Source organism: Sphingobacterium multivorum (genome assembly GCF_039511225.1).
GTDB lineage: Bacteria > Bacteroidota > Bacteroidia > Sphingobacteriales > Sphingobacteriaceae > Sphingobacterium.
This window is the reverse complement of the sequence record NZ_CP154261.1, coordinates 3,669,347-3,692,306: the sequence shown is the minus strand read 5'-3', so window position 1 is coordinate 3,692,306 and position 22,960 is coordinate 3,669,347. Positions and strand designations below refer to the sequence as shown.

The window sequence follows — 22,960 nt, the reverse complement described above, 5'->3', positions numbered from 1 at the left end:
TTAATCGTTTGTATTGTGTACTGTATTGTCCGTAAGTTTTTTACCTGAAACTTTTTCTTGCAAATATTGGAATACCAGGTATAGTAACGGTATAATGATTACGCCAAGGACAACACCGCTTAACATACCCATTGCTGCTCCCGTACTGATGGAATGGTTGCCAGTAGCCGTTCCGCCAGTCGCAAACATCAAGGGTACCATACCGGCAATGAAAGCCAACGAAGTCATCAGGATTGGGCGTAGACGAGCCCGTGCTCCCTCTAAGGCCGAATCAATGAGTGAGGAACCGGCTCTTCTCCGCTGTAAAGCAAATTCAACAATCAAAATGGCATTTTTTGCCAAAAGACCGATGAGCATGATCAAGCCGACCTGGACATAGATATTGTTGTCCAATCCAATGGCACGTGTTCCTAAGAAAGAGCCAATCATACCTGTTGGGATCGATAACAGGACGGCAAGGGGCAATAAATAACTTTCGTACTGTGCTGATAGTAAGAAATAGACAAATAGCAAGCTTAATGCTAGGATAAGTACGGTTTGATTGCCCGAAGACTTCTCTTCCAAGCTAAGTCCCGTCCATTCGTAGCTATAGTCTCCGGGTAACTTGGTCAATACATTTTTCTCCAATGTTTCCATGATCGCACCATTACTGATGCCAGGCGTACTAACAACGTTTATCGTGAGCGAATTGTATAAATTATAACGGGTTACCGACTCAGGACCATACACTTTACGAAGTGTGACCAAGGTATTTACAGGGACCATTTGGCCTAGATTATTCTTGATAAATATTTCGTTGAATGCTTCTTTATCGGTTCTATAAATGCCATCCGCTTTAACTGCTATCCGATAGAATTTACCGAAACGATTGAAATTCAATGATTGGTCACCCGCAAAGTAAGTTTGTACGGACGAAAGCATTTCACTGACATCTACGCCAAGCTGAGCGGCTTTGTCTTCATCGACTTCCAGTTCCATTTGAGGATAATCTGCCCTGAACATGGTATAGGCAAATTGCACTCCCGGTTGTTTCATAATCTGCGCAATGACGGAGTCGGACATTGCTTTGAGCTCTACCGGCGATTTACCAGCTCTGTCCTGCAAAACGAGTTCCGCGCCATTCATCATACCATAACCGTCAACAGGAGGGGAGCGAAAAGCCATTGCGTTACCTTCTTTGACACTGGATAACTTTTGTGAGATAACTTGGTGAATCTGATCAATATCGTTCATCTCACCACGTTTCTTTTTATCTTTCAAGCGTATAAATCCTGTCGCATAGGCTGCGCTGGAGTTGTTACCGATCATATTGAATCCAGTAATACTTGTATGGCTTTCAATCGAAGGGATATCGGCCAGTAGTTTTTCGATTTTTTCTACTGCTTTTGTTGTTCGGTCCAGTCCCGTTCCTGGGGGCATTTCTAAACTGTATACGACAAAGTTATCATCTTCCATTGGTACGAAACTTTTGGAAGTGCTTGTCATGAGGTACCCCGCAACGCCAATTGTAGCCAGGATCAAAAGTGCCGAAATCCATTTTTTCTTTGCCAGGAATTTTAATGAACCAACGTATCGATTGGTCATGTTTTCGAAGCCTGCGTTAAACGCTTTGAAAAAACGCTGAGAAAACCCAGTTTTTGAGGTCTGTCCATCTTGATTTTCGGCGTGTGTATTTTTAAGTAATAATGCACATAGTGCAGGTGTCAGCGTCAAGGCATTGATCGCAGAGATCACAATGGCGATCACAAGAGTATAGGCAAACTGTTTATAGAACATACCCGATGAACCTGTCATAAATCCAATGGGAATAAAAACAGCGCACATCACCAAGGTGATGGAGATTACAGCTCCCGTGATTTCACTCATGGCACTATGGGTAGCCTGTTTACCTGTTAAATTGGAAGTCTCCATCTTTCCATGTACTGCTTCGACAACGACAATTGCATCATCGACAACAATACCAATGGCGAGTACTAGGGCAAATAACGTCAATATATTGATGGTAAAGCCAAATACGAGCAGGAAGAAGAAGGTACCTACGATAGCTACAGGGACTGCAATTGCTGGAATAATAGTCGAACGTATGTCTTGTAAGAATAAGAATACAACGAGGAAAACCAAAATGAAGGCTTCAATTAATGTCGAGCGTACTTGGGCTGTACTTTCATCCAAGCGCTCTTTGGTACTGATCAATTTAAAAATCTTGATTCCAGGAGGGAATGAGCGTTGCGCTATTTCAATCTGTTTGTCGATTCCAATTTCAATTTCATTGGCGTTGGAGCCTGATGTCTGGAATATACCGATGGTGACGGTATTGAGACCGTTATTTTGGGAATTACCGCTATAGCTGATCGAGCCAAACTCGATACGTGCGACATCCTTTAAACGTACGATCTGAACATTATTATTTTTAACGATAATGTTTTCATACTGCTCTGGAAGATTCTTTTTCCCCTTATAGCGTATAACATATTCAAGAGGTGCTTTTGATTCCTCCCCTAATTTTCCAGGTGCAGATTCCAGACTTTGTTTGGAAATTGCAGCAATGACTTCTTGCGGCACAAGTCCATAACTTGCCATTTTTTGCGGATTCAACCATACACGCATCGAATAGTCTTTGGAACCGAATACCATGGCCTGACCAACCCCGGGTACACGCTTGATCTGTGGGATCAAGTTGATGTTCACATAATTCTGTAAAAATAGTTCATCATATTTTTTATTATCTTCTGTATAGATATTAAATATCATGATCATACTATTTTGTTGCTTGGAGGTTGTTAATCCCATTCGGACAACTTCCTGTGGCAGGATAGGAGTAGCCTGTTGTACTCTGTTTTGCACATTGACGGCTGCTTGATCTGGGTTTACACCTGCTTTAAAGACAATGCGCACAGAGAATGTACCATCGTTACTTGCGGTCGATGTAATGTATTCCATGTCCTCCACACCATTGATTTGCTCTTCAAGGGGTGTAACAACTGATCTCAATACTGTTTCGCTATTTCCTCCGGGATAGCTTCCTGTAACTTGGACCGTGGGTGGGGCGATATCCGGGAATCGCGTTTGAGGCAGCCTAAAAAGGCCGATGACCCCCAGTATGACAAATATGATCGATATAACAGTTGCCAAAACTGGCCTGTCAATAAATTTCTTTAACATTTTAGTATAATTTTTATAAAGCTTTTAGTACCATTTTTTTCAAAAGTGCATACGGAACGTATAGGCGTGTTACCGCTCTTTGGACGTTGCAGCTTTTGCCATGATTGCTATTGCCTGGATTTCTCCCATTTATTTAAAAAGGAACTTTTTCAGCAGCTCTGTCGTTGCTATCTACGCTCCATCTGGTTACATGGTGGATTTTTTAGTGGGTTGAACTTGCATTCCATCGTTAAGCATGTCAATTCTATTCATAACGATTTTTTCACCAGCTGTAAGTCCTGATTTAAGTAAATAGGCGTCGGCTGTATTTCCCGCAATTTCAATCTGTTTCATGGAAATTTTGTTCTTTTCGCCAATAACATAAACGAAGTAGCGGTCTTGAATATCCTTGACAGCCGCCATAGGTACCAACAAAACGTTTTCGTGCGCTTTTTTCAAGATTACTTTGGCTGAACCACCCGAACGGAGAATTTTATCAGGGTTGGTGAAACTTGCTTTAAGTGCCATGCTTCCGGTTGTTCTGTCGATGTTACCACTGGCTAATTCTACTTTCCCCGAATGGTTGTATGCCGTTCCATCAGCTAGTAATAGCGTTGCTTGTTGATTGGATGATTTGTTATTCTGATCTTTGATAAAGGCTATAAAATCGGCCTCACTCAATGAAAAATACACATTTACGGTATTGATTTCAGATAGCGTTGTTAACGGTGTCGCATCTGCTGCGGTAATTAAATTTCCGATCCGATTAGGAATACGGCCGATATAACCACTCACTGGTGCATTGATCAACGTAAATTTGGCATTTATTTGAGATGAACCGAGTGCAGCTTGTGCTTGCGCTACCTGTGCTTTAGCTGCTGCATAATTGGCCTCTGCAGTTTTTAACTGTAATTCGGTATACACTTTACCTTCAACAAGTGGTTTGATTTTTTCAATTTCCAATTTCGCGTTTTGTTCTGCCGATAAAGCAGCTTGGTAAGCTGCCTTGCTGTTGTTTACTTGTTCGTTATAAACATCAGCTTTTATTTTGAAAAGGGGTTGACCCTGGGATACATAGTCTCCTTCTTTGACATAAATCTGATCCAGATATCCCGTTACCTGCGCTTTGACATCGACGTTGACGGTCCCCTCTAATGTACCAGGATATTTTTTTTCGGTCTCCGCGTGGGTAGGAGATAATTCGATAAAGTCAACAGTAACTGCCTGCTCTTGCGGTTGATCTTGGTTGCCTCCACAGGACGATAATAATGCTGCTGCTGTAATAAGTGTAAGGAAAGGTTTTAAAGTCATCGTTCTTTGTGCCATTTTATCATTTTATAATGAAACAAAGAAAAGAATTCTTTTAAGCCATAAGGCAAAGAAATCTACCGAGACGTTACAATTGCTTACTGAAACGTCACAGTGATGAGCTGAATTTTACGATATTAAATGGTACGATCCAATTGTGTTGAAGATATTGGTCTTATCGATTGACATTCCCTTCTTCATCGCGAAAAACTTACTTTACCTTTCTGACGAAAAAAGGAGCAAGCGGATCAGTTTAACATTAATAGTCTAACCAATTTTTTAGCAGTTGAGCCTTTTCTCTGCTCACAAGGATTTCCACTTGATCGTTATTTTTAATTTCTATTTTTAGTTTTCCGTTGAAGTGGTTATGTAATCTTTTGATCGCATCTATATGTATAATGAATTGCCTGTTGGCGCGAAAAAATACTTTTGGATTCAATTGCTGTTCGAGTTCTTCCATTGTTTGAGGGACAATTTCGACAGTACCGCATTTGAGTTGCGCATGGGTAAGTTTAAATTCGGAGTAAAAGTATAATATTTCTTCGACGAGAATGGTCTTATAACCGTCTTTGAATGGAATTAGAAAACGTGAGCGAAAATCTTTTGGATAGATAAAATCCAATAAACCTTGAAGCGGTTGTTGGTTGATCTGGAGATCTTTTTGATAGTCAAGTTTTTGGATGGCATTTCCCAGCTCTATTTTTTCTACAGGTTTGAGCAAATAATCTATGCTATTGAATTTAAAAGCCCTCACAGCGTATTCGTCAAATGCTGTTGTAAATATGATTGGGCAGTCTATTTTTATAGTCTCTAATATTTCAAAGCTTAAGCCATCGGATAAACGAATATCCATCATGACCAGGTGGGGAAGTTCATTGCTATTGAACCAATTGATGCTATCCGCAATATTATCAAGTACATCCAAAATAACGATGGATGGTTTTATTTCTTTCAAAAGTCGCTTTAAACGATCGGCATTGAGCTTTTCGTCCTCGATGATTAATACTTTGGTTATATTCATTATGCTTGCGCTAAAAGTGGGAGGATAACGTTAAATGTTTTGCCATCATTCTTTATTTGCAGTTTTAAGTTGGATAGCAAATCGTATCTTTTAATGATGTTTGAAATCCCTATTCCCGATGATTCGGATACATTCTCAATAGGAATTAATATATTTTCAACAACAAGTTGATTCTGGGCGTTGGTGTAGACTTTAATTTTCAGCGGTTTTTTCTTATTCGTCTGATTATGCTTTAATGCATTTTCTACCAATAACTGTAAGGTGAGCGGGGGCAATTGAAAATTGCGTTTGGCGGGATTGACGTTTATTTCGAAGTTTACCCCATCGCCAAATCGGTTTTTGATGAGAAATATGTATGAATTTAGAAAGTTGAGTTCTTCTTCGAGTGAGATAATGTCCTTTTTGGAATTGACAAGAAGGTAGCGATATATTTTGGAGAAGTTTTCTGCATATTCATAGCCTAATTGTTGGTCTTCGAGGATGATTTCTGAGAGCACGCTTAGGTTATTAAAGACAAAATGGGGGTCGATCTGTAATTTTAACGATTGAAGTTCTGTTTCAAGAATGACCTGATCAAGCTTTGCTGCGCGCATGGATTCATTCTTCCAGTTGGTGATCAAATGACTACCAATATTGATCCCCATGATCATCAACGCAATCAATACACTGATTGTAATGTTTTGAATCATCCCTCTTTTTTCCTCCAAAGATGGGGCTATAGTAACATTTTGAGGTCCAAAATAATATTTTGAAATCAGGTACTCCAAAAGTAAATTGATAAAGAGTACTGCAAAAAGGTTGATGACGGTTTCGAGTAGAAGTCGCTCTGTCGGACTATCTTTCCAGGTTAAGAACTTATTAAGCTTGTCATGGACAATGATACTAAATTCGGAAATGATAAAGCTATAAATGATCGTAAATGTCCATTCACCGAGTATTTCAAACATATTCCGTTTAAAATAGCCATCCCAGCAACTCGAGAAAGGATCAATAATATAGGCGACGAGATAAATAAGCAGAAAGGACAGAAAGGTAAATATCAGCCTTTTTTTATTTGTACTAATTAGAGTCTTATCGTTTTTATAGATCGCTATATCCTGCATTCTTTTAACTTATCTGTATCGGTGAAATCTATGCAAATTTCGTAATTCCTTTTAGTATTGGACGACAAATTTCTGCTGAAGCGTATAAAGCCCTGACTGAAATATCAATTTGATGCACTCAGGCGTATATTGACGAAGGCTGATAGATGATCTAACCTTGGCCTATCAGTATATAATTCATAATGAAATCCCTGTGATATTTTTTTTTTAATATATTGTAAATCTTGTAGTTATCTTTTGTTTTGTAATCATTTGATCTAATAGTGTCAAAGAGTGACTTTGAATATGGAATTCGTTTTTAGTGATAGACAGAAAGGCTTGACATCATTTCGTCAAGCCTTTCTGTTTTATTGTGGTTACTATTTTTTTCGAAGTATTATCCTATAAATTATTTTGGCTCTTGATGAGTTGTTGGTGTATGGATGATATCGAAATAGATCGTTTTGTCATTAGCGTTTGGATAAACTCTATAAGTGAATTCTTTCTTTGTTAATACCGTAATATCAACCACACGAGTAAACAACGTTTCTCCAGCAGCATTTTTAGCAACAATTGTTCTCGTTTTACCATCTGCAGATACGGTCCAGTCGCCGTGCATTTTTGGAGAATTGTCAAGATTGAACATTGTAAAAGTACCATCAGATTTGAAATAAGCAAATCCTACAAAATTTGCCACGTTAGCATCTGTTAATACTACACTTTCACCTTTATTATTCTTTGCGTTTGTTGTTTCCCATGGCGTACTGGCTAATATTTCGCTTGGGGTAAACTGGGGTTCAACAACAGTTTCGTCATCTTTACTGCAGCTCACCGCTACTAACGTGCTTAAGGCGATACATATCGCTAATGCAATTTTTTTTAAATCTCTCATTTTATAAAATTTATATGATGTCACAAAAGTAATCGCATTGTTTCAGCGGCATTTGTCTCTTTTATTCCAAGGTTTGAAGGATTTATAAATTGAATGCGATCGGGTTGTTGAAGAAATTCTAAAAAATAGAAAAAGCTTATGTATTGCCTGATTTGAAGTTTGCTTTACAGGGCGTTATGTTTAAAAATAAAACAGGGGACCCTAAGGGCCCCCCATCTACCAGATATGTATAATAAAATTAGAAAATTGCTTTTTATACCGCATTAGTTATTGCTCCATCCACCTCCCAATGAACGGTATAGATCAACAACAGCAGAAAGCTCCGCTTTTTTTACCTGAGCAAGTTCGAGCTCACTTTGTAAGATATTGCTTTGCGCTGTGATTACTTCCAAGTAGGTGGCCATTCCTGTTTCAAACAAAAGATTGGCATGCTTTGTCGCTTGCTTTAAACGCGTCGTTCTATCCGAAGTAATCTTTTGTTTTTCTTTCAATTTTTGAATTGAAATTAAAGCATCGGATACTTCCCCAGCGGCTGAAATTACTTTTTGCTTGAAGATCAATACATTCTTTTCCTGTTCGACACGCGCTAGCTCATATTGCGTTTTTAATTCCTTGCGTTGGAAAATAGGTTGTGTAATACTCCCTGTAATTGCACCAAATAATGACGCGGGCAAGTTGAACCAATTACTTGCTTTGAATGCATTTACCCCAGCTTCGGCACTAATTACCAAGGAAGGATACATGCGCGCTTTTGCATACTGTTGATAGGCCTGTGAAGCTGTAATAGCTAGTTCGGCTTGTTTTACATCCGGACGGTGGCTCAACAAATCAGCTGGTATGCCAGTTGCTAGCTCTTCGGGGAACTGGATGTCCGTCAATTTCTCCGCTGTTTTAATCTCTTGTGGGAGTTTTCCGCTAAGAATCTGAATGGCATTTTCCTGAATAGTGATCTGCCGTTCAAAGTCAGGGATTAACGCCGCTGCGGACAATCGTTGCGCATCAACCTGTTCCAACGCAAGCAGCGTAATGTCACCAACTTCATATTGCTGTTGGACGATGCGTAAGGTTGTATCGCTTAATTGCAAGTTTTGTTTGGCGATATCACGCAATTGATATAACATCAGCAGTTGATAGTAACCTTGTGCAACTTGTGCAATTAATTGGGTTTGAATTACTTTTTTAGCTTCTTCTGTTTGCAGATAGGAAGCTAAAGCAGCGATATTTTGATTTTTGATTTTACCCCATAGATCGGCCTCCCAGGATAAACCTAAGGATGCCGTATAATCCTCCACATGATGTTGGCCTAAAAACTGTCCGAGGCTCAATCCATTCATACTGTTATTGGATGGATTGGTGCTATTTCCCCTGATCTGTAATTGGGCTGAGGGAAGATAGTTCGCTTTTGCTTGTTTCAGGCTCAGTTGAGACGCTTCTATGTTTTTCAGTGCTAACTTCATATCTAAGTTATGTTGTATTGCACTGTCAATCAATGTCTGTAGGATTTGATCTTTAAAAAAATCGCGCCATGGAATAGAGCCAATGCTAGTTTCCTGCGGAGCTTTAGCTTGGTCGCGGTACTGTTCGGGTAAGTTAGGGGCAAGGTGTTGATTGCTGACCAACTTATCTGTTTTACAGGACCATACGACAAAAGATAAGATGAAAACCGTCAGTAACTTTGCTTTACTATTCATATATTTAAATTTTGTCATGATATACTAATTGTTTGTATGCACGGGTATTTCCAACGAAGCGGTCTCGCTTTCATACTGTTTTTGCTTCGGGACACCAGCTATTTTCTCTTGGATAAATTGGAAGAAAATAAAGAGAATCGGGATAATAAAGAGCCCTAAAACTACTCCGGTGAACATCCCACCCGCAGCGGCAATACTGATGGAATGATTTCCTTGAGCAGACGGACCTACGGCTGTCATCATTGGAATCATACCAACAATAAAGGCTAAAGAAGTCATGATAATAGGCCTCAAACGTAATCTTGCGGCTTTAAGTGCAGCGCTAGGAATCGATAGCCCCTGTTTGCGCCCTTGAATAGCAAATTCCACAATCAAAATGGCATTTTTGGCCAGTAAACCAATCAACATGACAAGTGCGACTTGTACATAGATGTTGTTGGCGATATCAGTGAAGCTAATTGCTGCAAAGACGCCAAATATACCGGTCGGAATGGATAGAATAACCGCTAACGGAATGATGTAGCTTTCATATTGTGCCGCAAGCAAGAAGTAAACAAATATCAGACAGAGAATAAAAATCAATGTAGACTGTCCTCCGGAGACAATTTCTTCCTTGGTCATACCTGAGAATTCATAGGTAAATCCAGTAGGCAATTGTTGTTTTGCAACTTCCTCAACTGCACGGATAGCGTCACCAGAACTATATCCGGGTTTTGGTATTGCATTTATGCCAATTGAATTAAACAAGTTGTAACGCGATGCTGTTTCCGGCCCATATACACGTTCTAATTTGACTAATGTATTAATGGGAACCATGTCACCTAATCTGTTTTTTACAAAAATACCGTCCATTGAAGTAGGTTCACTTCTATCCTTGGCATCAGCTTGGACCATCACACGATAGTACTTTCCAAAACGATTAAAATCTGAAGCTTGGGCACTACCAAAATAGGCCTGCATGGTTTGTAATATACTTTTTGTGCTTACGCCAAGTTGCTCTGCCTTGATATCATCTACCTGGAGCTCATATTGTGGATAATCCGCTTTGAAGGTTGTGAAAGCCATCATGATTTCAGGACGTTTCATCAGTTCGCCAATAAACTTCTGGCCTACGCCACTGAATTTTCCAAGTTGTCCACCAGTTCTGTCCTGCAATACCATATCCAGACCGTCAACATTACTGAACCCTGGTACTGTAGGGAAGGTAAAGACAAAGAAATTTGCGCCTTTGATATTTGCCAGGCGTTGATTCACATCGGCCATAATCGCATTGATGTCTTTTATCTGACCACGTTCTTCATGTGGTTTAAGGAGGATAAACGCAACACCCGCTGAAGGACTTGTGGATTGTGTTAAAATATTGAAGCCGGCAAGTACATTTAAAGTTTTGGTAAAATCAGCATGTTGAAGTTGCTTCTCAGCTTCGGCTAATGCCCCAGAAGTACGATCTAAAGAAGCGCCTGCAGGCATGGATAAAGAAATGGCAATAAATCCTTGGTCTTCCGACGGAATAAATCCAGTAGGTGTTTTACGGATCATAAATATTGTCAAAAGTAGGGTAATCGCCAATCCTGTAAATGCAACCCACTCGTAACGGATCAAGAAGCGCAGACTTCCTAAATAGTTTTTAGTCAACCGGTCAAATCCAACATTGAATCCAGCAAAGAAACGTTCCTTGAAATTAAGTTTCTTAGCATCAGCATGACCATGATGCGTTGGTTTTAAGAAGAGTGCACATAACGCAGGACTTAGTGTCAAGGCATTAATTGCTGAAATAACGATTGCAATCGCTAACGTGAAAGCAAATTGTCGGTAAAACACTCCGGTAGAACCTTCCATAAAGCCGATGGGAAGGAATACGGCAGACATCACCAATGTAATCGAGATAATTGCCCCGGTGATTTCGCTCATGGCAGATGTTGTAGCGAGCTTAGGTGGGAGATTTTCATGTTCCATCTTGGCGTGCACTGCCTCGACGACCACAATTGCATCATCGACGACAATCCCAATGGCAAGCACCAGGGCAAACAAGGTCAATAGATTGATTGAAAAGCCGAAGAGCTGCATGAAGAAAAATGTTCCCACGATGGCTACTGGTACTGCAATCGCTGGTATTAATGTCGATCTAAAGTCCTGAAGGAATAGAAAGACAACTAAAAATACCAATATAAATGCTTCAACTAGTGTATGTTTTACTTGGTCAATAGATTGATCAAGTGCATCTTTTGTGTTGTATAAAACGAGATATTTGACACCTTTCGGAAAGCTTAAAGAGGCTTTCTCCATGAATTTTTGAATCGCGATCTGAATTTCATTTGCATTCGAACCTGCCAGCTGCATTACCCCAATATTCAATCCTGCTTTGCCATTGATACGGGTGTGGCTCGCATAGGTATAGGATCCCAGTTCAACACGAGCGACGTCTTTGAGTTTAAGTACTGAGCCGTCAGTGTTGGAGCGGATAATAATATTTTCGTAGTCACTTGGTTGGTTGAGTTTACCTTTATATTTGATCACAAATTCAAAAGCTTCGCGGCTGCTCTCGCCGAATTTACCAGGAGCAGCTTCAACGTTTTTATCTTGAATTGCAGCCATAACTTCCTCAGGCGTTAGTTTATAGGTCGCCATTTGATTTGGATTAAGCCATACCCGCATGGAGTAGTCTTTGCTACCACCAAACGCCAATGCTTGTCCAACACCAGGTATCCGTTTTAGTTCGGGAATAATATTGATTTGCGCGTAGTTGGTAATAAAGGTCTGATCGTATTTACTCTGATCTTCCGTATAGAGATCCAATACCATGATCAAGCTGTTTTGCTGTTTTGCTGTGGTAATTCCGGCTTGTACAACCTCAGCGGGCAATTGGCTGGTTGCCTGAGCCACACGATTTTGGACGTTCACAGCAGCTTGGTCAGGGTCAGTGCCAAGTTTAAAATATACGGTAATCATTAACGAGCCGTCGTTACTGGCAGTAGAGCTCATGTAGCTCATATTTTCAACACCGTTGATTGACTCTTCGAGTGAGGGAGCTACGGCACGGAGTACCGTTTCGGCATTTGCCCCAGGATATAATGCCGTTACTTGCACCGCGGGCGGTGCAATATCGGGAAACTGCTGCAAAGGCAGTTTGAGGATACCAATCACCCCCAATATGACAAGTAATATGGAGATAACGGTAGCGAGTACAGGTCTTTCTATAAATTTCTTAAGCATGTGATTTTCTAATATTATAATGAATTGATGCTATCTCTTGATAAAGCTTGTGGCGTAATTTTCTGCCCATCCTGAAGCAGGTCAATGCCTTTGTAGACAATCCGATCTCCCGCATTCAGTCCTTTGCTTACGAGGTAATTTGCACCACTTTTTCCGATGACAGTAATGGGCTGTTGAACAACTTTATTTTCTTTGCCAACGGTGTAAACGAAGATTTTATCCTGCATTTCAAGGGTAGCAAGTTGAGGTACCAATAATGCTTGTGCATACTTCTTCTGTAGTCTTACACGGCCGGTATTTCCGTTACGTAAAACCCCTTCCGGATTGTTGAACGTCGCGCGGAGGGTAATCGCACCGGTGTTTTTGTCAAACTGGCCATCTACCATATCAATTTTTCCTTTCTGATCATAAATTGTCTGATCCGAAAGAACTAAGCTGATCGGAGGGAGGTTGTGAAGCTTTTGTTGTAAATTACTACCTTCTGTATTGTTTTTGAATGCGATAAAGTCATTTTCTCCCAATGAGAAATAGACATGGAGATCCTTTACATTTGACAATGCTGTAAGTGGTTGGGAGTCTGTAGGTCCCACTAAACTCCCTTGTTTGCGCTGCAATCTACCGATGTATCCTTCGGCTGAAGCCCGTATTAGCGTGTATCCGACATTGATTTTCGCCGTTTCAACCGCCGACAGTGCCAGTTGTACATTCGCTTTAGCGGCGTTACGTGCGCTAATTGCAGTTTTTAACTGAAAGTCTGTCAGTACTTTGGTGTTCACCAGCTTTGTTTTCTTTTCCACTTCTAACTCGGCGTTTTCTAAGGCAGCTTTTGCTGCTAGCAAATTTGCCTTCGCTTGATTTAATTGTTCCTGATAGGGGCGGTCGTTAATCTTAAAAAGCGCCTGACCTTTATTTACTTTAGCACCTTCATCGACATAGATGTTTTCCAAAATCCCTTCTACTTGTGGCCTGATCTCAATATTGGCCGAAGCTTCAATAGTTGCTGGATATTCTTGATAAACCGTCTCATTACCATTCTCGATGGTAACGACCGGAAGGTTAACCGGTGGTGGATCAATGGGTTTGCTCGTGCCTGTTGAACAACTATATAGAAAGATTGCACTGAGCACATATGCAGTCTTTACGATATTAATTCGTTTAACACTGTTAAGTGTTGGAACGTAAATCCTTTTAAGGCTTGGTGATAAATTTGTTTTCATGTGATATTAAAAATTGAAGTTTTGGTATATTTAACGGTGTTAGATTTCTTAACGTTGTATTTTTTGGTGTAAAAAAAATTAGTCAGTCAGGGAGCGTGTGATGCCGTAAATAGCATCCTTTAAAACCTCTTGATTAGTATTGTCGCCATTGCCTTGGTTCACCAAATTGATCGAAATCAATCCATGTATAATAGACCAGTAGGTGAAATACTTTCTGCAGATCAATTCTTCGGATGGATTTTTCTCTTTCATGATTTCACGGATGACATCACTTATCAATTTTCCATGGGATTCAGCACATTTATAGGTTTTTTCAAAACCACAACAGGCCGTTCCCACACCAAACATTAATTGGTACAATTCGCGTTCTTCGAAAGCAAAATCCCAATAGCTAAACCACATTGCTTCCAATTGTTTCTCCAAATCGGTTTCAGTTGATTTGGCTTGTTTTACCTTTTTGGCAAGCAGGAGATAGCCTTGGTTAGCAAGCTCCATTAAAATGGCATCTTTATTGGCAAAATACTCATATATCATGGGGGCGGTATATTCGATGATATCCGCAATTTTGCGCATACTCAAGGCCTGCCATCCTTCTTCTTTGACGATTTGGAGCGCAGCATCTAGAATATTGGTTCTATTCTCATCTTTGAGCCGTTGTATGCGTTCTTTACTACCCATGCTAATGCGTAAATAATTTAACAGTGTTAAGCAAAAGTGATACTTTTAATTTTAATTATTGACATCTAAAAGTCATTAAATAAAAATGCATTATTTTTTCTGCTCGGCGGAAGCGCTTTCATTCTTCTCAGCGCGAGTTATAAGCTGTTTTATGCGATTCTTTTCTTTGTCAGTTAAGGGAAGTGCCTGTTCGATGATCGGGAGAATTCCCGAGGTTTTTTCCGATTGCAATAACAGGTCAATAAAACCGAGATAAGTGCGGATAAGGTCTGTTTTTATGCCGAAGAAAATGCGTGGGTCTACAATATATAATTCCTGTATTAACGCTAACAAAAGGGTCTTTCTTTTTTTGTCCTTTTCCGAATTGTTGTATGCAGGTAGTAGGCCTTTTCTTTCAAGATCTGTTAATTTTACTGCGACAGCGTGTTCTAGTACATATTTTTTTTGTTTTCTATCGAGTAAATCCCGTAACTCAGCTAGTAAATTTCGATAAATTACTTGTTTGACCTTCCCCGAAAAAAGATTGTCGTCTGTAGAAAGGAAGATATCTTGTTGCTCAAAATGGTCAAAGAAGCCAGATTCCACATAAACAGAATGGTGGAAATTAATGGCGTTATTGTTGAAACTGCTAAGTACTTTGGCAATTTCCTTTTTATCGCTATTCAGAAAATAATAATAATATCGATCACCAATTTGCTGATTCCATCGAATGTAATTGATGGTAAAATGATAAGAAGTATCACGCTCAGGACTATAGCCGGTCCACAAAAGCTGGTCCGTCTCCTGGATTAAATGATCATAAGCCAACAGCTTTCCATTGACGCGTATGGCGTAATTCCTATCCTTATTCAAGTAGAGAAACCATCCAAACTCTTGTGCGAGGAAATTGTTAAAGTCGTCGCTTTCAAAAAATGTAGCATTAAGCCCAAAAACGCCTTCAAGAGTAACTTGCGTTCCCGTACTTTTAGATTCTACCAGCCTGCTTTCACTGATATCGTATTGCTCTTTACTATCGCGATCGATTTGAATTCGGTAGTTTGAGAAATATTTATTCTCTTGAAAAACGGTACTCCAAATTGCGCGTGTTGCAAAAAGTGAGAAAGAAAATCGGCCCTTTCCCTTTTTTCCTCTTGTATAGGAGCTCCGTTTGAGACTATTCTTTTTTATAGAATCCAAAAAGTTTCCAAATGAGGAAGAAAGTGTCTCTAGGGGTATGCCTTCGCCATTGTCCTGTATGCTTATACGATTAATGTAGCCTAATTCATTACTGTCTATAGAGAGTTCAATCTGTGTGGCTTTTGCATCAAATCCATTCCAGAAATATTCAGCAATGGCATGTTTAGGGTCTTTGGGAAGTCCTGCTGATTCGATACTTTGGTTCGTTATTTTTGTGCTTTTCTTCATCATAAAGACAGTTTAGCTTAAAACTTGTATATAAAACAGATGGAAATAATTTGGTCGATTAATTCCATTTCAATGTACGCTATTTTTTAGATCTCTGGATTAGAAATGTGAAAAAATAAGCAAGTCCAAAACAGATAATAAGATCGAAAAGAAAATAAATATAATTGAAACTACTTCGATTCTCAGGTTCCACTGAGCGCTTGCCACCAATATATTCATAAAAAGGAAATGGAAAACCCAATCTGTCATTTCCATCGGATAGGCTATCGCATTTGGCGAAGAGAATGGTGGTCGTGACTGTTATTACACTAAAAATTACCCAGGTTTTCTTTGGGAAATTTGAAACTATCTTCATGGTTATAGCTCTTTAAGTTGTTTAAAATTACATAATATGCGGAGATGTATATTTCTGATTCGTATCAATATGGCTATTTAACGCTAAAGCTGATGTGTTGATATAGAAATTGCTTTTTTGAGTAGAAATATATCTAAATTTAGTCTATGCTTATAGAAACTTTAAAAAGCCTTTTCCAACGGGACTTAAACAGGCTGCGGGATGAAATTTCATTGTACAAACAAGAGGGAAATATATGGCTTATTGAACCAAATATTGCCAATTCAGCGGGCAATCTATGTCTACATTTGATTGGAAATCTTCAAACGTACATCGGTGCCGAAATAGGAAAGACAGGGTATATTAGGGATCGAGCGGCCGAGTTTTCGTTAAAAGATATTCCTCGAACACGATTAATAGAACAGGTAGATGATACGATTGATGTGGTTACCCGCTCTTTGGATCTCTTGTCAGAAGAGAATCTGCAAGAGATATATCCCATACTCGTGTTTGAAGAAAAAACAACGACGCAGTATTTGCTCGTTCATCTGACCACCCATCTAACTTATCACCTTGGCCAAATAAATTATCACCGCCGATTGTTGGATCAACCTGAGGATTAGCTAAAGTAATGAGTTGATCTATTCACAGATATAAATTAATATCATGGATATAAGAAAATCGGTAATTATCCGATGGGTTGGGGTTCGCCCTTTTTGCAGATAGCTGGAATACGCAGAGTGGATCGTGAAGCAATGTAAGTAGCCCATTCGAACCGAGAGCCATAAGTTTTATCAAAATAGCGGTTTTATACTAAAAAAGGAGCAGAAAGTTTTTGATTCTTTGCTTTAAAAGGTGAACTTTAGCCCAAATAGATATCGAGACCATCAAACATTCTACCTGTATCGACTGTTGATTTCTCGAAGACCCGACTTAGATAAAATGAGAAGAATCTTTACATTAATTGCCTGTTGCTGTGTTTTTAATTCGCATGCGCAGCGTATGGACAGTATTACCACGGTGATCGCACCTGAGTATGACCGAGTGGGATTATTGCATCGATTTTGGCTTGGAGATAGTTACCGTAAATTATACAATACTCCTGTTAAGATGCGTGTGATGGATCTCGCTACAGAGCGAGGTGGCCTTCAGATCGTCAAGTTGGGCGGCGGGATGCAGACCCAGTCGCTTAGACTGGTAGATTCTTCGGGTAGGGAGTGGGTTCTCAGGTCCATTCAGAAATACCCTGAGCGCAGTCTCCCGGAAAGCCTCCGAAAAACATTTGCAAAAGATATTGTACAGGATCAGATTTCGATACATCATCCATTTGGAGCATTGACCGTTCCGCCATTTAACAAAGCCTTAGGAATTCCTTCAGCCTCGCCGGAACTGGTTTTTGTGGGAGATGACCCAAGGTTTGGCGAGTATCGTGAGGTATTTAAGAATAGAGCCTATATGTTTGAGGCGCGTACCCCTTTTGAGGATCAAAAAACGGATAATAGCGCAAAAGTCATGCGTAAAGTGTTGGAAGACAATGATACACAAATTGATCAGAAGCTCACACTACGTGCACGATTGTTAGACTTTACGTTGGGCGACTGGGATCGCCATCAAGATAACTGGCGTTGGGATCCTGAAAAAGAAAAAGGTAAAAAGATCTATACCCCCGTCCCTAGGGATAGGGATAAAGTGTACTATAAAACTTCGGGGGTATTTCCAACATTACTTTCCTATCAATGGTTGAAGGCCCATTTGCAACCCTTTAGTCCACATATCCGCAATGTACCACATTGGAATTTTAATGCAAGTACTTTTGATCATTTTTTTCTCACGCATCTTACGGAGGACGAGTGGATTGACGAAATACAATTTGTTCAGAAAACATTGACGGATTCGTTGATTCATCAGGCCATGTTAACGATGCCTGATACCATTGTGAAAATGAGCGCGAATGAACTGGAAACAAATATTCGTTCAAGAAGGGACGAACTGATGGAAAGTGGATTAACCTACTACCGATTTCTAGCCCGTGTCGTTGAACTACCATTGTCCGCCAAATCTGAATTTGTAGATGTCGATTACAATAGTGATGGTTCGGTCACTGTCAATATCCATAACAAGAAAAAGGATGGGACCGAAGGGCGAAAATTGCTAAAACGTACTTTTGTACCTGATCAGACCAAAGAAGTTCGCATATATGGTATATCGGGCGCTGATGAATATAAGTTCCATGGATCGGGCAAATCGCCCATAAAGGTTCGGATTATTGGTGGTGATGGTCAGGATTTGTACCGTACAACAGACAAATTTGCCAATGGCAGGAAAGTTTATATCTATGATGGTAAAGACCAGGTTCAGGGTACTATCCAGGTTGATGATGCTATTCATCTGAAATTGAGCAAAGATAGCGCTGTCCATACGTTTGACTATGACAATTTTGTCTATGATCGTAAAGGAGTTGTTTTTAATTTGGACTATGGCGTTGACCGCGGACTTATTTTTGGACTGGGGTATATGATCGAAAATCAAGGATTCAGAAAGAAACCTTATGCGTATAGGCATCAGTTTCTTGCCAGTTATTTGACCGGTCGCGAATCATTTATGTTTGATTACAAAGGTAATTATAAGAAACTCATTGCAGGGCATGATCTTTACATTCATCTTTCATCCCTTGGGCCCAAAAACTTGAGCAACTTCTTTGGGTACGGAAATAATACCATTTTTGATAAATCGGATTCAAAGCGCATTTCCTATTACCGAAATCGATTTGATCTTGTGAATGGTGATATTTTTCTAGAAAGATACCTAGCCCCCAAATTCAAGGTTTTCTATGGATCCTCCTCCGAATATTATAACAGTAAAGAATTAAATAATGTTGGACGATACTTTGAAGAGTTTCATGAAAAATATCCTTCGGAGCCTATCTACGGTAGTAATTTTTTCACTGGGGTCACCACTGGTATAGATTATGATACCCGCGATAATATCAGTAATCCAAAATCGGGAGTACATTTTCACACTAGATTGGGGTGGAATGCTGAAATTGGAGGGGAGGGCCGCAACTATACAAAATTGCAGCATTCCATGAGTTTTTATAAAACGGTTGCCGACAACTACGTCACTTTTGCCAATCGTGTCGGATTTGATGCGGTATGGGGAGATCCCTATTTTTATCAGCACGCACAAATTGGAGGGGAAATGAGCTTAAGAGGGTATAATTCTCGTCGATTTACGGGCAAAACAGCGCTTTATAATAATTTTGACATGCGATTAAAATTATTTAGCTATTCTTCTTACATTGTTCCTGGAACAGTAGGGGCAATTGGTTTTTATGATGTCGGTCGAGTCTGGATGAGTCATGAAAATTCCAATAATTGGCATATGGGATATGGTGGCGGAATTTATTTTATGCCAGGAGATCTATTAACTATTCAAGGAGTAATAGGGTTCAGTAAAGAAGCAACCTTGCCTTATCTCCGAATTGGACTTTCTTTTTAAAGACCTAAAACGAAGCTTTTAAGTATAAAATGAAATCGGAGATCAAAAAAAAATTAGATAGAAATTTTGCTGAGCGTAGATTACGAAATAGCAGCATCGATTTATCTGTGCTAAAACACTATAAAAGTTACGCAAAAACTTTTGCCGACATTCATAACGGTATAGTCGTACTGAGTGACCTGACGGCGAACTGGAGTTATACCTATATGGGGACAATTGCAGAACGACTTTACCTTCCTTCAGATGGAAAGAAGCTGGAAATAAACGGTATTTGGGAAGATTTTCTTCTCGAACGTGTTTACCCCGATGATTTGGCCATTAAGCATGCTTTGGAGCTTCAATTTCTCAACTTGGTCAAAAAAAAGGATCTGGCGGAGCGATTCAATTATCAAGCAAACAGTATACTTCGGGTCGAAGGGAGAGAGGGGCAAATCATCCAGCTGTCCCATCAAATTTTTTACTTAGACACCCCAGGACCGGAATTCCCCCAGCTGGCTTTATGCTGTTATACCTTACTACCAGAAACTGAAACTTCAATTAATCTTCGAAATTATATCCTTAATCAGGTAACAGGCGTAGTCCATCACTTAGATGGCTATGGTGCGAAAACTTCGATTAGTACACGAGAGAAAGAAATTTTAAGCTGCATCAAGGAGGGGATGATTAGTAAACGAATTGCCGAAAAATTAGGGTTGAGCATTAATACCGTTAACAGGCATCGGCAAAATATACTCCAAAAGCTTCGTGTACGAAATTCATATGAAGCAGTGAGTGTGTTTAACAAGATGCAGCAGGACATACTGACTTAAGATGACGCCCGCCTATGGGGCTGTCTTAGACGGGCGTCGATATTTTTTAGTTTGAATTATTCTCTTTCAGCCATTTGCTTCGACGTTGATCTGCAAGGTGTTTGATCGTAAAATAGTCAAATTTCGCCTGAAAGCCATTGCCGTCTGGTGAAGCTGCCATTAAACCAACCATAACAGGGTGATTATCCTGCAGCCAGGCATTCCTCATCATGATATACTCCTTGTCATCAAAAGAATAGAAAAATTCGACAGCATCTAATCGACGTATTGCTTTGATCCAAATAAAAGGGATTTCCTTATCTATTGGAATAATGCTCCAATCACTCGTTTTATGCGTAACGACTGTACTCAAATTGTATTTTCCATCCACAAATTCTATCCCTGCTTTTATATAATTCTCCTGATCAATGCGCAACATGAGACCTGCTTGGTCAAAGCGGGTTTGGTAGTTCGCCGAGATCTTTGCCTTGACTTCAAACTCTCCCCCGCGTAGCGTATAGAAAAAGGGGGCGTCGTCTACTGTAAATCCATAATGAGAGATACGCCAATAATCGCTTTTAGGCGTAACGAACATCGAAAGTGAATTGTCTTTGATGTTCCATTCTGTTGGTTCGTTAAACCAAAGCATCTTATCCAATTTTTGTGCGCTGGCCTGTATCGTAAGCAATGGAAATAATGAAGCTGCTAAAAATGTCTTTATAGTTTTCATGTTTTTGTTTTTGTAATGATATTCATTTTCATCAGCAAAGATATTTAAGCATAGCCCAGGTTTTCAATACTGATAAATAACCATGATTTCAATAATTCATCATATTGTAATTTATTTGCAATTTAATTGCATTTAATGTTTTTGCTACATAGTTGCAATAGTGAAAAATACTATCTTCGCTGAGTTGACTTTTAATCCACTGTAGTACCGAATCGGTATAGCAAACAAGATCGATTTCAATTTTAAACAATATAAGCAACAGCAGTATGGAATTTTGGGAACGTAATTTTATAGAGAAGCAAGAAATGTGGGGGGATGAAGCCGCAAAGTCTACAACGTTTGCAGTAGGCTTTTTTTTGGAACACAATATCAAAAATATACTGATTCCTGGGTTCGGCTACGGTCGCAACGGTCGCCCTTTTTTGGAAAACGGAATAAAAATTACAGGAATTGAGATTTCAAAAACAGCAATAGAGCTTGCAAGGAAATACATTGGAACCGATACGATAATCCATCATGGTTCGGTTAATGAAATGCCTTTTGATCAGGATATATATGACGGTATATTTTGTTACGGGCTTATTCATCTATTGGACGCTGATGAACGTAATGCGTTAATCCAGCATTGCTTTGACCAATTAGCTGAAGGAGGTTACATGATTTTTACGACCGTATCAAAGCTAGCGAGTATCTATGGAAAGGGGGAGGCCATAGGCACTGATCGATTTGCAATGTTTGATGGAGTACATATGTTTTTTTACGATATTGATTCCATTCATGCCGAATTCGATCCCTATGGATTAATGGAAATTAGGGAGGTAGAGGAAAATTTTCCATTCTACTTCATCATTTGTCAGAAGAGGATTAATATTTAAATATATATATTTATGAAAGATGATAGAAGCTATGAGGTAATTATCGTTGGGGGAAGTTATGCGGGGCTTTCTGCAGCGATGGCATTGGGACGTTCCTTGCGGAATGTGTTGATTATCGATAGTGGGCTACCTTGTAATCGACAGACGCCGCACTCTCATAATTTCATTACGCATGATGGTGAAAAGCCGCTTAGTATAGCGAAAAAAGCGAGGGAGGAAGTTCTGAACTACCCGAGTGTCAAGTTCCAGAAAGGGCTTGCTGTGAGCGGCACGAAGACAGCCACAGGGTATGAAATAACCACCGAAAATGGGGACGTCTTTCACGCTAAAAAGCTCATTTTTGCGACCGGTGTGGAAGATATTATGCCTAGTATACAAGGATTTTCAGCCTGTTGGGGAATTTCGGTTATCCATTGCCCATATTGTCACGGTTATGAATTTCGAAAAGGAAAAACTGCTATTATGGCCAATGGAGAGCGTGCACTTCATGTAGCGGGATTGGTCAATAATCTCTCGAACGACTTAACGCTATTGACTTCGGGTAAGGCTAGTTTTGATGTTAAACAGAAAGCAAAACTAAAGTTACACGGTATTTCGATTATTGAAGAAGAAATAAGTAAAATCCAGCACAAGAATGGATGGGTCCAACAGGTACAATTAAAAGACGGTCGTGAACTTGCCTTCGATGCTGTTTATGCTGCCATTCCTTTTAGGCAACATTCGGCTATTCCTGCCACCTTAGGTTGTGAAATAACGGAACAGGGACATATCAAAATAGATAATTTTCAAAAAACTTCACTTGCAGGAGTTTTTGCCTGTGGAGATAATTCCAGTATGATGCGTTCGGTGGCGAATGCTGTTGCTGCAGGAAACCTAGCTGGAGCAATGGTTAATAAAGAACTTGTTGATGAGGTTTTTTAGTGGCCATATTGATCTGTTTTCTGGCAGTGGTCGCACTTTGTTAATTCATCAGGAAGTTTTGTAAAAACTTCCTGATGCGTAAATGTTGTCTTTAATAGTGTCCCTAGTTCGATGCTTGTCTTAAAAGAAATTCAAATGGACTGTTCTTAAATTTTTTTGTCCAAATT

The 22,960-nt window shown here is 39.7% G+C and carries 16 protein-coding genes; 5 read left to right on the top strand and 11 right to left on the bottom strand.

Annotation, left to right across the window (positions count from 1 at the left end; genetic code table 11):
- The 10 genes from AAH582_RS15475 to AAH582_RS15430 form a co-directional block, all read right to left on the bottom strand.
- Positions 1–3,162, bottom strand: a complete 3,162-nt coding sequence (locus AAH582_RS15475; protein ID WP_343318498.1) for an efflux RND transporter permease subunit — start codon at positions 3,160–3,162, stop codon at positions 1–3.
- A 186-nt stretch (positions 3,163–3,348) separates the two neighbouring features.
- Positions 3,349–4,467 (bottom strand): efflux RND transporter periplasmic adaptor subunit, encoded by a 1,119-nt coding sequence (locus tag AAH582_RS15470; protein ID WP_053003740.1) that lies wholly within the window; start codon positions 4,465–4,467, stop codon positions 3,349–3,351.
- A gap of 241 nt (positions 4,468–4,708) precedes the next feature.
- Positions 4,709–5,470, bottom strand: a complete 762-nt coding sequence (locus tag AAH582_RS15465; RefSeq protein ID WP_046674547.1) for a LytR/AlgR family response regulator transcription factor — start codon at positions 5,468–5,470, stop codon at positions 4,709–4,711.
- Complete coding sequence (locus tag AAH582_RS15460) at positions 5,470–6,573, bottom strand: sensor histidine kinase (RefSeq protein ID WP_046674548.1); 1,104 nt, start codon at positions 6,571–6,573, stop codon at positions 5,470–5,472. The genes AAH582_RS15465 and AAH582_RS15460 overlap by 1 nt, the downstream gene beginning before the upstream one ends.
- Before the next feature lie 388 nt (positions 6,574–6,961).
- Positions 6,962–7,444, bottom strand: coding sequence for a DUF4822 domain-containing protein (locus AAH582_RS15455; protein WP_046674549.1), 483 nt, complete (start codon positions 7,442–7,444; stop codon positions 6,962–6,964).
- 263 nt (positions 7,445–7,707) lie between these two features.
- Positions 7,708–9,135 carry an efflux transporter outer membrane subunit gene (locus AAH582_RS15450; protein ID WP_046674688.1) on the bottom strand — a complete coding sequence of 476 codons (1,428 nt, stop codon included), beginning with the start codon at positions 9,133–9,135 and terminating at the stop codon, positions 7,708–7,710.
- Positions 9,136–9,159: 24 nt separating this feature from the next.
- The gene (locus AAH582_RS15445) at positions 9,160–12,348 is read right to left on the bottom strand and encodes an efflux RND transporter permease subunit (protein WP_343318494.1); all 3,189 of its coding nucleotides are present in this window, start codon (positions 12,346–12,348) and stop codon (positions 9,160–9,162) included.
- A 14-nt stretch (positions 12,349–12,362) separates the two neighbouring features.
- On the bottom strand, positions 12,363–13,565 hold the full coding sequence (locus AAH582_RS15440; protein WP_343318493.1) for an efflux RND transporter periplasmic adaptor subunit: 1,203 nt from the start codon (positions 13,563–13,565) through the stop codon (positions 12,363–12,365).
- 78 nt (positions 13,566–13,643) lie between these two features.
- Positions 13,644–14,243: a TetR/AcrR family transcriptional regulator gene (locus AAH582_RS15435; RefSeq protein WP_046674552.1), complete on the bottom strand. Its 600-nt coding sequence runs from the start codon at positions 14,241–14,243 to the stop codon at positions 13,644–13,646.
- 90 nt (positions 14,244–14,333) lie between these two features.
- Positions 14,334–15,650 (bottom strand): ATP-binding protein, encoded by a 1,317-nt coding sequence (locus AAH582_RS15430; protein ID WP_343318489.1) that lies wholly within the window; start codon positions 15,648–15,650, stop codon positions 14,334–14,336.
- Between the two features lie 498 nt (positions 15,651–16,148).
- On the opposite strand from AAH582_RS15430, the gene AAH582_RS15425 reads away from it, so the two are divergent.
- The 3 genes from AAH582_RS15425 to AAH582_RS15415 all read left to right on the top strand — a co-directional run bounded on the left by AAH582_RS15425 (position 16,149) and on the right by AAH582_RS15415 (position 20,288).
- The gene (locus tag AAH582_RS15425) at positions 16,149–16,604 is read left to right on the top strand and encodes a DUF1572 family protein (RefSeq protein ID WP_343318487.1); all 456 of its coding nucleotides are present in this window, start codon (positions 16,149–16,151) and stop codon (positions 16,602–16,604) included.
- 319 nt (positions 16,605–16,923) lie between these two features.
- Positions 16,924–19,479 carry a BamA/TamA family outer membrane protein gene (locus tag AAH582_RS15420; protein ID WP_343318485.1) on the top strand — a complete coding sequence of 852 codons (2,556 nt, stop codon included), beginning with the start codon at positions 16,924–16,926 and terminating at the stop codon, positions 19,477–19,479.
- Positions 19,480–19,508: 29 nt separating this feature from the next.
- The gene (locus AAH582_RS15415; protein WP_343318484.1) at positions 19,509–20,288 is read left to right on the top strand and encodes a helix-turn-helix domain-containing protein; all 780 of its coding nucleotides are present in this window, start codon (positions 19,509–19,511) and stop codon (positions 20,286–20,288) included.
- A gap of 46 nt (positions 20,289–20,334) precedes the next feature.
- Here the strand turns inward: AAH582_RS15415 and AAH582_RS15410 are convergent, their stop codons facing one another.
- Positions 20,335–20,997, bottom strand: coding sequence for a DUF1349 domain-containing protein (locus AAH582_RS15410; RefSeq protein ID WP_343318482.1), 663 nt, complete (start codon positions 20,995–20,997; stop codon positions 20,335–20,337).
- 266 nt (positions 20,998–21,263) lie between these two features.
- Here AAH582_RS15410 and AAH582_RS15405 point away from each other — a divergent pair, with 266 nt between their 5' ends.
- On the top strand, positions 21,264–21,872 hold the full coding sequence (locus AAH582_RS15405) for a class I SAM-dependent methyltransferase (RefSeq protein WP_343318480.1): 609 nt from the start codon (positions 21,264–21,266) through the stop codon (positions 21,870–21,872).
- Positions 21,873–21,884: 12 nt separating this feature from the next.
- The gene (locus AAH582_RS15400) at positions 21,885–22,793 is read left to right on the top strand and encodes an NAD(P)/FAD-dependent oxidoreductase (RefSeq protein WP_343318478.1); all 909 of its coding nucleotides are present in this window, start codon (positions 21,885–21,887) and stop codon (positions 22,791–22,793) included.
- Positions 22,794–22,960: the final 167 nt, after the last annotated feature.

Bases quoted from the DNA above. Each gene is read 5' to 3' on its own strand.
- AAH582_RS15475 (WP_343318498.1), bottom strand. From the start codon at position 3,162: ATGTTAAAGAAATTTATTGACAGGCCAGTTTTGGCAACTGTTATATCG.
- AAH582_RS15470 (WP_053003740.1), bottom strand. From the start codon at position 4,467: ATGGCACAAAGAACGATGACTTTAAAACCTTTCCTTACACTTATTACA.
- AAH582_RS15465 (WP_046674547.1), bottom strand. From the start codon at position 5,470: ATGAATATAACCAAAGTATTAATCATCGAGGACGAAAAGCTCAATGCC.
- AAH582_RS15460 (WP_046674548.1), bottom strand. From the start codon at position 6,573: ATGCAGGATATAGCGATCTATAAAAACGATAAGACTCTAATTAGTACA.
- AAH582_RS15455 (WP_046674549.1), bottom strand. From the start codon at position 7,444: ATGAGAGATTTAAAAAAAATTGCATTAGCGATATGTATCGCCTTAAGC.
- AAH582_RS15450 (WP_046674688.1), bottom strand. From the start codon at position 9,135: ATGAATAGTAAAGCAAAGTTACTGACGGTTTTCATCTTATCTTTTGTC.
- AAH582_RS15445 (WP_343318494.1), bottom strand. From the start codon at position 12,348: ATGCTTAAGAAATTTATAGAAAGACCTGTACTCGCTACCGTTATCTCC.
- AAH582_RS15440 (WP_343318493.1), bottom strand. From the start codon at position 13,565: ATGAAAACAAATTTATCACCAAGCCTTAAAAGGATTTACGTTCCAACA.
- AAH582_RS15435 (WP_046674552.1), bottom strand. From the start codon at position 14,243: ATGGGTAGTAAAGAACGCATACAACGGCTCAAAGATGAGAATAGAACC.
- AAH582_RS15430 (WP_343318489.1), bottom strand. From the start codon at position 15,650: ATGATGAAGAAAAGCACAAAAATAACGAACCAAAGTATCGAATCAGCA.
- AAH582_RS15425 (WP_343318487.1), top strand. From the start codon at position 16,149: ATGCTTATAGAAACTTTAAAAAGCCTTTTCCAACGGGACTTAAACAGG.
- AAH582_RS15420 (WP_343318485.1), top strand. From the start codon at position 16,924: ATGAGAAGAATCTTTACATTAATTGCCTGTTGCTGTGTTTTTAATTCG.
- AAH582_RS15415 (WP_343318484.1), top strand. From the start codon at position 19,509: ATGAAATCGGAGATCAAAAAAAAATTAGATAGAAATTTTGCTGAGCGT.
- AAH582_RS15410 (WP_343318482.1), bottom strand. From the start codon at position 20,997: ATGAAAACTATAAAGACATTTTTAGCAGCTTCATTATTTCCATTGCTT.
- AAH582_RS15405 (WP_343318480.1), top strand. From the start codon at position 21,264: ATGGAATTTTGGGAACGTAATTTTATAGAGAAGCAAGAAATGTGGGGG.
- AAH582_RS15400 (WP_343318478.1), top strand. From the start codon at position 21,885: ATGAAAGATGATAGAAGCTATGAGGTAATTATCGTTGGGGGAAGTTAT.